Origin of the sequence: Synechococcus sp. CC9605 (genome assembly GCF_000012625.1) — a bacterium.
Classification (GTDB): Bacteria; Cyanobacteriota; Cyanobacteriia; order PCC-6307; family Cyanobiaceae; genus Parasynechococcus.
Window position 1 is genome coordinate 1,812,229 of sequence record NC_007516.1, and the last position, 13,316, is coordinate 1,825,544.

General features: G+C 51.0%; 12 protein-coding genes. 6 read left to right on the forward strand and 6 right to left on the reverse strand.

Annotation, left to right across the window (positions count from 1 at the left end; genetic code table 11):
• Positions 1–103 precede the first annotated feature (103 nt).
• From SYNCC9605_RS09980 to SYNCC9605_RS14035, 5 genes are all read left to right on the forward strand, one after another.
• Positions 104–1,246: a trans-sulfuration enzyme family protein gene (locus tag SYNCC9605_RS09980; RefSeq protein WP_011364943.1), complete on the forward strand. Its 1,143-nt coding sequence runs from the start codon at positions 104–106 to the stop codon at positions 1,244–1,246.
• Positions 1,243–2,739, forward strand: a complete 1,497-nt coding sequence (locus tag SYNCC9605_RS09985; RefSeq protein ID WP_011364944.1) for a PLP-dependent transferase — start codon at positions 1,243–1,245, stop codon at positions 2,737–2,739. The genes SYNCC9605_RS09980 and SYNCC9605_RS09985 overlap by 4 nt, the downstream gene beginning before the upstream one ends.
• Before the next feature lie 54 nt (positions 2,740–2,793).
• Complete coding sequence (gene cysK, locus SYNCC9605_RS09990) at positions 2,794–3,780, forward strand: cysteine synthase A (RefSeq protein WP_011364945.1); 987 nt, start codon at positions 2,794–2,796, stop codon at positions 3,778–3,780.
• Positions 3,781–3,920: 140 nt separating this feature from the next.
• The gene (locus SYNCC9605_RS09995; RefSeq protein WP_011364946.1) at positions 3,921–4,466 is read left to right on the forward strand and encodes a hypothetical protein; all 546 of its coding nucleotides are present in this window, start codon (positions 3,921–3,923) and stop codon (positions 4,464–4,466) included.
• Between the two features lie 56 nt (positions 4,467–4,522).
• Entirely contained in the window at positions 4,523–5,125 is a 603-nt protein-coding gene (locus SYNCC9605_RS14035; RefSeq protein ID WP_011364947.1) for a TMEM165/GDT1 family protein, read from the forward strand.
• A 19-nt stretch (positions 5,126–5,144) separates the two neighbouring features.
• On the opposite strand, the gene SYNCC9605_RS10000 is transcribed toward SYNCC9605_RS14035, so the two are convergent.
• Genes SYNCC9605_RS10000 through SYNCC9605_RS10010 form a run of 4 tightly spaced genes read right to left on the reverse strand, consistent with a single transcriptional unit; the run spans position 5,145 to position 10,671 of the window.
• Positions 5,145–7,253 (reverse strand): hypothetical protein, encoded by a 2,109-nt coding sequence (locus SYNCC9605_RS10000; RefSeq protein WP_011364948.1) that lies wholly within the window; start codon positions 7,251–7,253, stop codon positions 5,145–5,147.
• A gap of 9 nt (positions 7,254–7,262) precedes the next feature.
• Positions 7,263–7,838 carry a hypothetical protein gene (locus tag SYNCC9605_RS14865; protein WP_156783104.1) on the reverse strand — a complete coding sequence of 192 codons (576 nt, stop codon included), beginning with the start codon at positions 7,836–7,838 and terminating at the stop codon, positions 7,263–7,265.
• The gene (locus SYNCC9605_RS10005; protein WP_011364950.1) at positions 7,790–10,279 is read right to left on the reverse strand and encodes a heavy metal translocating P-type ATPase; all 2,490 of its coding nucleotides are present in this window, start codon (positions 10,277–10,279) and stop codon (positions 7,790–7,792) included. The genes SYNCC9605_RS14865 and SYNCC9605_RS10005 overlap by 49 nt, the downstream gene beginning before the upstream one ends.
• Before the next feature lie 50 nt (positions 10,280–10,329).
• The gene (locus tag SYNCC9605_RS10010) at positions 10,330–10,671 is read right to left on the reverse strand and encodes a hypothetical protein (protein ID WP_011364951.1); all 342 of its coding nucleotides are present in this window, start codon (positions 10,669–10,671) and stop codon (positions 10,330–10,332) included.
• A gap of 91 nt (positions 10,672–10,762) precedes the next feature.
• Between SYNCC9605_RS10010 and SYNCC9605_RS10015 the strand changes: the two genes are divergently transcribed.
• Positions 10,763–11,914, forward strand: coding sequence for an ArsA-related P-loop ATPase (locus tag SYNCC9605_RS10015; protein ID WP_041435090.1), 1,152 nt, complete (start codon positions 10,763–10,765; stop codon positions 11,912–11,914).
• Positions 11,915–12,212: 298 nt separating this feature from the next.
• On the opposite strand, the gene SYNCC9605_RS14040 is transcribed toward SYNCC9605_RS10015, so the two are convergent.
• Together SYNCC9605_RS14040 and SYNCC9605_RS14045 are read right to left on the reverse strand one after the other, a co-directional pair.
• Entirely contained in the window at positions 12,213–12,521 is a 309-nt protein-coding gene (locus tag SYNCC9605_RS14040) for a DUF5132 domain-containing protein (protein ID WP_011364953.1), read from the reverse strand.
• 133 nt (positions 12,522–12,654) lie between these two features.
• The gene (locus SYNCC9605_RS14045) at positions 12,655–13,239 is read right to left on the reverse strand and encodes a DUF1345 domain-containing protein (protein WP_257929142.1); all 585 of its coding nucleotides are present in this window, start codon (positions 13,237–13,239) and stop codon (positions 12,655–12,657) included.
• Positions 13,240–13,316: the final 77 nt, after the last annotated feature.

The following is a 13,316-nucleotide window of genomic DNA, read 5'->3' on the forward strand; positions in this document are numbered from 1 at the left end:
GGATCAATCCAAACTATCGTCATCAACCCTCGCCACACAGCGGGGGTTTTTTATTGGGATGGGAGAGGCGATTTCTTAGCCTGTCCGAACCGATGGATCGTCCGTGAACACAGGCCTGAACACCCGGGTGATCCACCACGGCGACAGTTTTGCGGGAGACACCGGCACCGTGATGCCGCCGATCTTCCCCACCAGCACCTTTGCCCATGGCAACGCCGGCGGATTTGATTACACCCGGTCCGGCAACCCCAACTTCCGCATCCTTGGTGGGGTACTCGCCTCGGTTGAAGTCTGTGCCCACGCCACCGTGTTCGCCTCCGGCGTCAGCGCCATTACCGCCGTGGTGTCCCAACTGAAACAGGGCGATCTGGTGCTCTGCGAAGAGAACCTCTACGGCTGCACCGTGCGGCTGTTCGAGCAGGTGTTCGCGAAGTTCGGATTGGAAACCGCTTGGGTGGACTTCACTCAGCCGGCCGCACTGGAGCAGATCCAAGCCCAGAAGCCGGCGATGGTGTGGCTGGAGAGCCCCACCAACCCTCTGCTTAAAGTGATTGACCTGGAGGCGGTGTGTGCCATCACCCAACCCCTCGGCATCCCCGTGGTGGTGGACAACACCTTCGCCACCGCCCTGGTGCAGCGCCCCCTGGATCTGGGCGCCACCCTCTCGCTCACCAGCACAACCAAGTACATCAATGGCCACTCCGATGCCCTCGGCGGAGCCGTGTGCACCAACGATCCCGAGTGGCACCAGAAAATGGTGTTCTCCCAGAAGGCCCTGGGCCTGCAGCCCTCACCCTTTGATTGCTGGCTGATCACGCGGGGCATCAAGACCCTGCCACTGCGGCTCAAGCAGCAGATGGCCAATGCCGCGGCCCTGGCCGATCAACTGGCGGGGCACGCCAAGGTGAACTGGGTGCGTTACCCCCACCGCAGTGATCACCCGCAGCATCAGGTGGCAGCCCGTCAGATGCGCGCCGGTGGCGCCATCGTGACGGTGAGCTTCAACGCCAGCCAGGAGCAGACCTATGCCCTCTGCAAACAGCTGCGCTGGTTCACCATGGCCGAAAGCCTGGGCGGCATCGAAAGCCTGATCTGCCACCCCGCCACCATGACCCACGCCGCGGTGTCTGCTGAGGTGAAGGCCAAACTGGGCATCCACGATGGCCTGGTGCGCTTCTCGGTGGGCTGCGAAGACCTCGCCGATCTGCAGGCCGATCTGGACCAGGCCCTGGAGCTGCTGGCGTGAGTCCTCGCAATCTGCTCAGCGATCCGGCCTGGCAGGGCTCTGATCTCGGCCATCCCCTTCCGGACTCCCCCCATGCGGTGTCTGTGGCGCTGCCGCGCTGGTGCGATGTGATCGCCTACGAGGAAAAGGATCCGGCCTGCCGCGATGCCCTGCAGACGATCTATCCCCGCTTCGGCCTGCATCCGCTGATCCGACAACTGGTTCAGCCTTCGGAGCTTGAAGGCACCACGGTCTGGCCCTACCCCACCGAAGCGGCAGCCCAGGCAGCCCTGGCCCACTGCCAACGCAAGGCACCGGAGAGCCTCTCGGAGCTGATCGCCATTGCCGGGGTGACCTGCCTGCGCAGTGATGCAGCGGCGAGCCCCCATGCCAAAGCGTTCTGGCAGCACACCGGCCTGGGCCTCTCCTCCCGCCAGGCCGCCATCGCCTTAGGGAAGGAGACGGCCCCCAGCAGCTCATCCGGCGACGCCGCCCGCGATGTGATTCGAAAGCGCCTGGCTGGCATCCATGGCGTCGACGCCCAGCAGATCAGCCTGCATCCAGCGGGAATGGCCGGGCTGCATGCGGCACTCAGATCCATCCAGACGCTGCGGCCCGGCAAGCCCACGCTTCAGCTGGGCTTTCCCTATGTGGATGTGCTGAAGCAGCCGCAGGTGGTGTTTCACGGTGGCGAGCTGTTACAACCGCAGAGCCTTGCCGAGGTGGAAGTGGCCCTGGATCAGCTCCAACCGGCGGCCGTGATTGTGGAGCTGCCCAGCAATCCACTGCTGCGCTGCATGGATCTGCCCGGCGTCTCGGCCCTGGCCCGCAGCCGCGGCATTCCAGTGATTGCCGATGACACGATCGGCACCGGCATCAACCTCAATGCCCTGCCCTACGCCGATCTGATCTTCACCTCACTCACCAAAAGCTTCGCTGGCCGAGGTGATGTGATGGCGGGCAGTGTGCTGGTGAGTCCGCAGTCGCCCTGGGTGGCCTCCCTGCTGGCGGCGGTTCCAGCCATCGCCCACCTCAGTGATGCCGATGCCATCGCCCTGGAGATCGCCAGCCGGGATGTGCTCCAGCGGGTGCCGCAACTCGATGCAAACGCCCTGCTTCTGGCGGAACGGCTCGAAGAGCATCCGGCCGTGCAGCGGGTGCTGCATCCGAAGAGCTGCCCTAACTTCCGCGCCTTGATGCGCAGCGGAGCTGGCCACGGCTGCCTCCTCTCCTTTGAACTGAAGGGAGGCCAAGAGCATTCCAAGCGGGTTTACGACGCGCTTCGGATCAGCAAAGGCCCCAGTCTTGGCACCGATTTCAGCCTGGTGTGCCCTTACACCCAGCTGGCCCACTACGACGAACTGAGCTGGGCGGAACAATGCGGTGTGCCGGCTGATCTGCTCCGTGTGTCCGTCGGCCGGGAAGACCCCGAGACGCTGTGGATGCGGTTTGAGCAAGCGTTTGCTGACCAAGAGTCCGGTGAGACTCTGAAAAAGCCCTTAACAACTGGGTGAGTAGAGGCTTTCGATCATTAGTTTGTTTTCTTCGGGCCCCTCTACAGCAGCTCCATGTCCCGCATTTACGACGACAACAGCCAGGCCATCGGCAACACCCCGCTGGTCAAGCTGAACAACGTCACCAAAAACTGCAAGGCCACTGTGCTGGCCAAGGTTGAGGGGCGCAACCCCGCCTACAGCGTCAAGTGCCGGATCGGCGCCAACATGATCTGGGACGCCGAGAAGAGCGGAAAGCTCACCAAGGGCAAGGTGATTGTTGAGCCCACCTCCGGCAACACCGGCATCGCTTTGGCCTTCACCGCCGCAGCCCGAGGTTACAAGCTGATCCTGACGATGCCCGAGTCGATGTCGATCGAGCGACGTCGGGTCATGGCCGTGCTCGGAGCTGAGCTGATCCTCACCGAGGCCGCCAAAGGCATGCCCGGTGCGATCGCCAAGGCCAAAGAAATCTCTGAGAGCGATCCGGCCAAGTACTTCATGCCTGGCCAGTTCGACAATCCCGCCAACCCCGAAATCCACTTCAAGACCACCGGTCCTGAAATCTGGAACGACTGCGATGGCGCCATTGACGTGCTCGTGGCCGGCGTCGGCACCGGTGGCACCATCACCGGCGTCTCCCGTTACATCAAAAATGAAGCGGGCAAGGCGATCGAATCCGTGGCCGTTGAACCCACCAATAGCCCGGTGATCACCCAGACCATGAACGGTGAGGCCGTCAAGCCCGGTCCCCACAAGATTCAGGGCATCGGTGCCGGCTTCATCCCCAAAAACCTCGACCTCTCCGTGGTCGACAAGGTGGAGCAGGTGACCAACGAGGAGTCCGTTGCCATGGCCCTGCGCCTGGCACAGGAGGAAGGCCTGTTGGTGGGCATCTCCTGCGGTGCTGCCGCCGCCGCCGCCATTCGTCTGGCCGAGAAAGATGAGTACGCCGGCAAAACCATTGTGGTGGTGCTGCCCGACCTGGCCGAGCGTTACCTCTCCTCGGTGATGTTCGCTGAGGTGCCGACCGGCATCATCGAGCAACCGGTGGCTGTCTGAGGGGGAAAGAGCAGGGCTAAAAAGCCATTCCAATCGCAGCGGATCTGAACCCATAAGGGTTCAGACCTTTTTTTCAGGCACAAACACGCAAGAGGCAAAACTCAAAACGCGTGTTAAAAGGTTTCTGATTAGGCACTGACATGGAACAGCAAGCTGTGGTCAGCCTGGGGAGTCTGGAGGAATCACTAGGACTATCACGAGTTGATCTTCTTCTGGTGATCCGGGAGTTGGGGATTCAGCCCGTTCGAAAAGGAATGAGGACCTGGATCAAACAGGAGGAAACTGGCCTCATCTATCAACACCTGGGCAGAAGCGATCCCAAAGAGCCCTTGGTTGCCGAAGTGGTCACCGTCGAACCATCCACTCCCAACAATGAGTTGATGGTGACGAACAATCAGGGTGGTGGAAGTGTAGACGAGGAGTTCAAAAAGTATTCAAGGCTACGGTTACTAAGAGAGAGAATTCAAGTCCTTGACCTACTTCGATCGACGGCAATCGAGCTGACAAGTCATGAAATTTGCTTGCTGCTGGAGCTCAAACGACTCCCATCACTGGAACAACTAGACGATGGAGCCGTCGGCTTCAGGCGCATGGGACTTGAATTTGAAAAAGTTACACGGCCAGGGCAGCGCCTAAGCTGGAAAGCGCGGCAAATACTCAGATCTCAAAATATTCAGGGTTCCTGACCAACCTGCTGCCTTCAAGCAAATCCGCTTAGTTTTAAAATATATGAAAAGTACATATGGCTGGGTTTACGACTGCTTTTGCGACCGTAGCCCTGGCAGGCATCGGAGATAAATCATTTTTAACCGCTCTTGCTTTAGCAGCACGCCACAAAGCTCGTTGGGTTTTTATTGGAAGCGTGTCTGCACTCACAGTCGGAGCGGGCCTTTGGATCGGGATGGGTGCATGGCTAAATACATTAGTTTCAACAGAAACAGTCAAATTTGTATCCGGTATTACATTTTTAGCATTTGGAGCATTAGCTCTGAGTCAGGTCTATCAATGCCATTCAAATCCTGAGATTGACGCAAAATTAACATCGGATAAATTAATGTGTGATGTGAGAGACCAAGGGGCCGAAATTGTCATTCGCAACTCATTTACAACAACCTTCTTGGCCGAATTCGGGGATCGCACTCAGCTAGCCCTATTAGCGCTAGCGGCAGGTCCGAACATTTCTGCCTCAAGCATTTTTACTGGAGCAGTTGCAGCCAATTTCTTGCTCGTTATTGCAGCTGTTTCGTCAGGAAAACTCTTGAGGAACCATCTAAGCTACAAAAAATTATCTTTTTGCAGCGGTATTCTTTTTCTAGCGCTCGGCGTCAGAATTCTTGCAACGTAAATAGAAGGCTTTAATTACCCTAAATAGACTTGAATCGAGAGCAATTTGGAGACAATGACCTCAGCGTATTCAATTCGGCGATGACACTAGGAGCATTAAACAAAATAATTAATTGTAGAGGGTTCAAAGCGGATACAAAAGAGGCGAGAGTAAGAATGATCGAAGAACCAACAATTAGATTTGTATTCACCTGCTGTGATCGCTCATAATTACGGCCTAGAGCGATTAAACGCGGCAACCAATTAAGATCGCCTGCAAGGATAACATCACAAACTGTTTTTGAAATAAAACCATCGGGATCCTCTTCAAAGCCGATGGCTACTTCTGCAGCAGCCATGGCTAAAATGTCATCAATGACGTTCCCAAGGTAAGCCACCTTTTCGCCTGCCCGACGACGCTTGGAGACGGACAAAAGGCGATCCTGTGGTTCTCGCAGGCGAGCAGCGTGAGTTCCAACAACTTGAACGGACACACCGAGAAAAGCCAAATCATCTACCATTTGACCGTAATCAGGATCTGGAATCCAACGAATCAGAAGCGAGCCCAATGTCCCAGTTTGACCTTCGAATCGAATTATCACGTCATCCCTATCGTTCGCAAATTGAATTCGAACAGATTTACCATTGCTGAAATCAACATTGTATGCGCAGCATTCAGGTTGATCAGATGTGATCTCCAAATGGTCAATAGGCCAAGCCTCCACCGACTGAGCTTCCAGAATTCCCCAAAAAACAGTTGTTGGGTCTGCCCTCAAATAGTCAGCAACGGAATTCAGCATACGAAGCATGTCGCCTGGCTCTGCTGACGTAACAGAGGGAACTACTTCTGAATAGTTGTAATTTCCGAAATATTGAAGAGCATCAATACTTATCAAGAGAGTACTCAAATCGGAAAGGGTCTTCAGTGCTCGAATATCGGAAATATGTACACGATTGAGGCGCATATCAAGTAGAGCGGTTTCAGCCGATGACATTCGGGAACGCTCGGAATCTTTTGCAGGGCTAAAAGCAAGAAGACCAATCGCGCGTTCCGTGAAGCCACTGAACAAAGACCAAGCCGCTAATCCCAACTGAACAGGAGGAACAAATAATCGATATATAGACGACACAGATTGCTGATATTCGGTGAAAGACTCCTCCTCAAACAAGGTGTTTTGGATTTTAAATACTGGAATATCAACGAAAGCCATCGTTACTTCTGCGATGGCACTTCCGTACAGGACAGTAGCCCCGAAAGGAAGATGATCCCCAGGGCAAGCACGCAATGGCAGCTTTGATCCGTCAGCAAGATTATTCAAAACAACTAATTCACCTTCAACGAGCTTCGATGTCAAATAAACGTGGCATTTGTTGTTGATTTCGTAGCGTTGACCAACCTGAACATCACAAATGGGAACAAGCCTGGTCTCGTTTTGTTCTTGGGTCTGGCATGGCAGAAAAACCGAGTTTTTGAAACGCTCCAGGAAATCAAAGAACTCGAGACTGGAACCATCGGTGTTCTGAGACAATGACTGAAGAGCAGATGTCGTGCTGCCAAGGAGACCATCAACAAGGAGCTCCTGTGCCAGGCCCGATGAGATCAGGGTCGCCGACAAAGCCACTTCCACAGACGAGGATGGCAAAAGTTCGGAAGCAACAGCATTACCGCTGGACAACCAGCGATCACGCATCTGCGACCAGAACTCGCGCAACAAAGGAAAACAGAACATTGTGGCCGCAAGCCCCAATGCCAAAGGAGGAAAGGCCACCAGTGAGTTAATCAGCAAAATCGAGCCACAAGTGGCACCTGTTTTCAAGGCCGATCGGAACGAAGAACTCCTAACAATATCTGTGGTTGACGATTCGGCTGAGAGCAGACTCTCAAAGCTCGAATCTGCAAAAGGATCGACAAAACATCTCCTGAGCAAGAGCTCGATCTGGTGTTGCTCGTTGGCAGGAAAACGAAGGACAAGCGTCCCAGAGATGCCATTGATGCGGTGGCTCAGTAACCAATGAGTACGATGAAGCACACCAGCGCAATGGCGACGTAACCCGGGTGAGTCGGAAAGACCGGGGTGAAAAATCCTGAGACGTCCACAAAAATCACTGCGAATCTGCCAAGGGTGATCAACAAGTGTCGAAGTCGTCATGGGATCGCTTCAAGCAACGAAGGGGCGACGCAAGTCCAGTGCAGTTTCAAATAAAAGAGTGGCGAGCAGCATGATCCACAGACCTGGAAACAGGGGGAGATAGAGGCCAACAAGCCCGAAAACAAATGCCACAGAAGCCAATAGAAGACATCCCACGGACAATGAAGCCGAGAATGCGTTCACAACGGGATAGAGAAAAGACCGAAGCTCCAACCAAACGCGGTTCGGAGAAGGTTTGACCACCTCTACCTTGCTTAGTGGAATCGTAGACAACTGGCAACCTTGATGGTTTAGTTGATCGACGACCGCAGAGTAGACAAACTGAAATAAATAGTCTTGATTAATAGATAAAGATGATCTGGAACTGATCACAATCAGGCAAGTGGATTGGTTGAGCCGAAGACACCACTGGTTTGAAGGGAAAACATCCTCTAAATCCCGTTGCAACAAAGCCCAGTTCAGTGGAACAGAGGAATCAACATAAAATCGCCAGCGTGTTGGGGTTTGGTGCTTCAGGACCAACCTTGAGGTCATGATCAGGCTGCAATCACTGAGAAAGATTTTCGCTTTGAGCAGTATTGCCAAGCATGGCCATCTGGATCGCGCTCAGCAATCCAATCGCTGAAATCAGGACGTCGTCTGCGGGCCGAAATCTTCTGATAACTCACACCAACGCGTTTTGCCAGCCCAGAGAGGTCAAGGTCAAGGATTGGCTGAGAATCGGGATCCGACTCAGAAGCCACGACATCGACGAGATCTCTACGAGTGGATGGTTTTGCAGACGGCAGTGCCTTCGCCTTGAAGCCCAGGGCTCTGATGGCATTGCCGGCAGCCACCAAACAAGAACCATTATTTAGGAAAACTGCTGCGATTGGGCTGACAGGGAGGAAGGTTCCAATGAGCAGTGCAGACAGATTCGGGACGCCAACAATCCCGATGTTTTGCTTTACGAGAGCAAAGGTGTGACGGGCAAGATCCTGAGCCACAATCAGATCGGACACACGATCGTTGGTGAGAACAACGTCGGCGGTTTCCCGGGCCAAGTCACTTCCAGAGGCGAAGGACACTGACACATCTGCATAGGCCAGTGCAGCTGAATCGTTTATGCCATCTCCAACGAAAACAACCTTCTTCCCCTGAGAGGTGAAGTGCTGAACCAATTCAGCCTTCTGATCAGGGAGTGCATCAGAATGAACTTCTTCAGGCTTCAGCCCGATTTCTGCAGCCACAGCATGTGCCACTGTGCCGATGTCGCCGGTAAGCATGTGGGCTTCGATGCCACGGCGATGAAGCTCCGCGATCAAATCTGGAGTATCAGGCCTTACACGGTCGAGAGCGTAGTGGATAGCTACCAATACCCCATCAAGAGCCAAGTAGATCGGTGTCGCTACAGCAAGATCGGGGCGCTCCTCAATTGAAGGGATTTCAACTCCTTCCTCAAGAAGAAGTTTGGAATTTCCAAGCAATGCTTGTTGTCCATTGACACTGGCAACTACACCACGACCAACCCTGTAGTCCCAAGCGTCACAGGGAATGACATCGATCTCCTCACACTCTGCAGAATCACGAATCGCCTTGGCGATTGGATGATTAAGCCCTTGCTCTAAAGAGGTCGAAAGTTGCAAGAGTTCTTTTCTACGAGCATCGGAGACGGTCTGGATGGGACGCCCCTCAGTGTCAAAAATGGCGAAGTGAACCACCGAAGGATGCCCTTCCGTGAGTGTTCCAGTCTTGTCGAAGATCACCACATCGACATCAACCAATTGCTCGAGGGCGCGGCCGCTCCGAATTAAAAGACCCTGGCTACTTGCACGGGCCAAAGCGGCCATGATTGCAGTTGGCACTGAAACACGAAGTCCGGTACCAAGGTCAAACATCAGTAGCGATGCAGCCTGAGCAATATTGCCCGCGCTTAGGAGCAACGAGACTCCCGCGAGAGCAAGGGTGGGCAAAACAAAGCGGTTCGCGATGTTGGCAGCAAAATTACCGACGCGTGTGTCAAACACAGGCGCCGATTCGATCATTTTTGTGATTTGACCCACCCTTGTGTCATCGCCGACAGCCGTTGTTGTGACAACCAAATTACCTTCAAGAACTATAAAACCAGCAAGAATTTCATCCCCAGGTCCCGAGATTCTCGGTACAGACTCACCAGTCAGCTTGACCACATCAAGTGATGCTTCACCAGAATCAATCACACCATCAATAGGAATCTTGTCGCCAGGGAGGAATGAAACCCGATCTCCAGGAGACAGGTCAAAGCTAGAAACAATCACTTCACCTTTGTCAGTAATCAAACGGACATCCGACTGAAGACTGGAGACAAGATCAGTGTTGGAGGAATGAGCAATTCGCTGGGTCGCATCACGAACTGCCTCACCGCCCTCAATCATCGTGATCATCATCGCTGGCCCGAGTAGGAACCCTTCAAGGCTGTGAAGAAGAACAGCCAATGCATCAAGAAAATCTACGTTGATTTTCTTTTCATGTTTGAGCCCAGACCAGGCTCGCCTGAAGCTGAGATGCGCCGAACCTATGATGAAAACACCTATCGCCAATGGGGGTAGCGAAAGAGGCCCAGCCAGAATGGCTAAACCTAAGGAGCAGACGGGCAAAATGATACGAGTCGGTACAAATTTTTCATCATCATCTTCGCCAATTCCTTCAATTGTAGATGAAGACGACTTAATAGCTTCAGGCACAAAGGGTATATCGCTCGTAAGCTGAGGTAAAGAAAGCAACCACTGAAATGGGTCAGTGGCTGAATCCTCTTTGAAAACAATGACGTAACAACAAGCCCATTTGTTAGAACGTACGTGAAGGACGCTGGGAAGAGAATGCAGATGACGCTCAAAATTATCAAAGTCTTCAAAATCGGATTCAACACTAAATCTCAATCGCCGCTTTGATGCATGAAGAACTCTGTCAACGAACCGGGGCAAACCCATTTTCGGATGACCATTCGAAGCAGAAACTCCTCCTTCGAGTACTTCAAAATCAGAGGGCAATTGGTAGGAAGTAGCCATTGGAAGTGAAGTGGAAGATTTGGACTTTTAGAAGCAAATATACCAAGACTTTATTCCACAGTAACGTCAGTGATGGTGGGAGATGTTGATTCGTTTTTTGTGATTGTTGATACGGCAACATCCTCGGTGCTGGAGTTTTCAGATTTCGCCTCTTCGACCAAATCGACAACTGTTTCAGCCACTTCCGCAGCACTTTTAGCTACGCCTTTGGCGACTTTTTCTGCTGTACCGACAGCTACAAGACCAATTTTCACACCACTCTTGGCCATTTTCCGACCAGCTTGTCCCATCGAATCTCCGAGCTCTTGATTGCCTAACTTTCGAACAACAGGCGCCATTGCCATTAGTGCAGCTCCAGCTCCAAAGGCTGCAAGCGTTTCAAGCTCGAACATAAGCTATTAGATTCTCATCAACACTATCATGTCTTTCAAGAAAGGAATTTTTAAAATGCCGATATACTGATAAGTGATTCCATCAAAGCTATTGATCATCTTTGCCAGCGCTGATAGGTATCAAGCACTACAGAAAGTCGTTAGTGCTATTGCAAGCCATCTAAAAAAAGAACGAAAATTGAAAGTTATCGATATGTCTGGAGAGAGATTAAACCTATTATTAGAAAACAAAAACTCAACTATCTCATACTTCGATCATAGTCAAATAGTCGACGATATTTGGATGATGTTAAACCCACACGCTTTGGAATGGTGGAAGCTCTTAGGACTTGAAGACAAAGATTCTTTGGAATTACCTTGCCTACCTGGGATTGAAGACCTAACGCGTATCATCAAACTTGCACAAGTCATTGATGAGCACAAAGACTTTAATCTTCTAATAGTGATTCTCCCTCACCCTCTGCACGCGATCAAGCTTCTGCAGATGGCCCAAAAAGGACCCGATTTGGTTGAGCAACTTGTCGACCCCCTATTGAATTGGTGGGATAAGACACGCAAGTCTTTATCAGCCGTAGAAAAAATGTTTCGACTCAATCTACCCTCCTCAAAGAGATTACGATTAGAAGATGTGTGGAAGAAAAAGTTTGAAACGCTTCAGAGAATTACTTCAGAGAGGAATCAGCACAATTTCATTTGTTTCATTGATCAGGAATCGAGAAATCTTGATCAACTGCAGCACCGATTCAGCAACTTTGCACTACATGGCGGATTCCCAACACATCTTGTTATTCAAGATGCAGAAAAGTTGATCGTGGAGCAAATTGAAAGTGACTGCTCCGACATCCCATTCACACTTATCAAATGGCCTGAAGAGAAACAGCAAGATATCGCAAAAATGCTGTTGGAAGCGCCCTCTAATCGACGAACCAAATTCACCAACAAAAATGATAGGTCAATCAATATATTTATGCCTGGGGTTCAAAAAAAGTCTTTAAAGATTAAACAAACTATCGATAATATTTATCTAATTTATCAGGGTAATCACAGAGCAATAGAGATTCCTGAGGCGTGGAAGAAGATGCGATGTGGACGTGCTCAAATAAAATTATCCTGGTTAACATTATTTTTTTTGGATGACATCGAGGATGGTCTCCACCCCAACCACCATGCAACAAGGAAAAAAGGGGTCCCCGGAAGGATTGGCAAAATCCAACCCAATACTGCCAATCCGAGTGATACTTGAATACTAAGGTTTACAGCGTGCAGACGAAAAGATTCGAAACGGGTAGGTGGAAGATCTGGACCGAGAGGAAAAAATTCCTCAAAGAAGCTGTTCAACTCATCTAAAAGTGCTCCTGAGTCGATTTGTTTGTAGTCTGTTATACGAACAACACACCCTGATCGAAAAGATGATGGAAATATTTCAAAGCCTGAATATCGGTACTTAACTGTCGAATACATTAAATTAAATTCTTGACGCGACAGGGTTCTCGGAAATTTGAATCGAACTCGCCGTTTCGTAGCGTGTTTGATCGAAACCTTCAAGCCTTAGAGGTTCCCGAAGCTTTCGTGGGTTTGGTTTCTGCCAGATCAGCCTTGGCTTCTGCAAGGATATCTCCGAAGCTTTCACCAACTTCGCTCAAACCAGACTTAACACCGGTAAAAAGACCAGAGGCTTTGGATACAACCACGATTCCAACTTTTAAGCCTTGCTTAGTGATACTTCGCCCTGCCCCTGAAATTGCTTTGGTTAGTCTGCTCTCACGACCCGAAACAGATGCAGCAATGGGTGTAATGGCTACCAAACTAGCCCCCAATGCAAACGCAACCAGGTATTCTAGCTCGAACATGTTTTTCGAGAGTCACTACTACCAAATACTAGACAAAAATCAGTTTGGTGTGAAGTCAGGCATCAACATTACTGGTCTTTGACGAGGATTTCAACACACGATCAGGAAGAGTACTGATTCGGGGCAAAGCCGTTTAGGCAACCTGTGTAACAAGAGACAGAATAATTGAAAATATTGTCGATGCAAAAAGGAACGATGAAAGACAATGAACAAGAACAATACGACGTACGGATGCATCCTCTAAGCCACAATCAGTCATCGAATATGTCAAACCGATCGAATAAGAGATGTACAGAAAATCACTAAATGATGGCTCATTCCCTTCAAAAATAAATCCATGTTGCGTATCATCAGCAGCTAGCGGAGTAGGATTCATCTCGTAATACCTTTTGGCATAATAAAGAGCGAAACCATTGTGCAGCTCCAACCACATCAAGAACAAAGCTAAAAACGCAGTAAAAATATGAACGCGGTTTGGCAATGCATCCTGGGGCGAATGGAGCTCTGTAAGACAAAAGCTCAACATTCCAAGACTGAGAAAAACCAAAGCAATGGTTCTTTCTGCTACCAATGACTCTCTGGCTTCAGAACATGAAAGAATTTCTCTAGTACGGGCAGTACTAAGTAGCCATGTTCTGCGTAAAAAGATAAGCAAATCACATGTCAAAGCCAGAGAAATCGCGACCGTTAAGGTTTCCCTTACGGAGAGAAGTGGCAAGAGTACAACAGTTGAAAGAGTTCCGACTAAAAAGGCGCGTGTAAGTCGATAGCTATCAGATAAATAACGTAATCGCA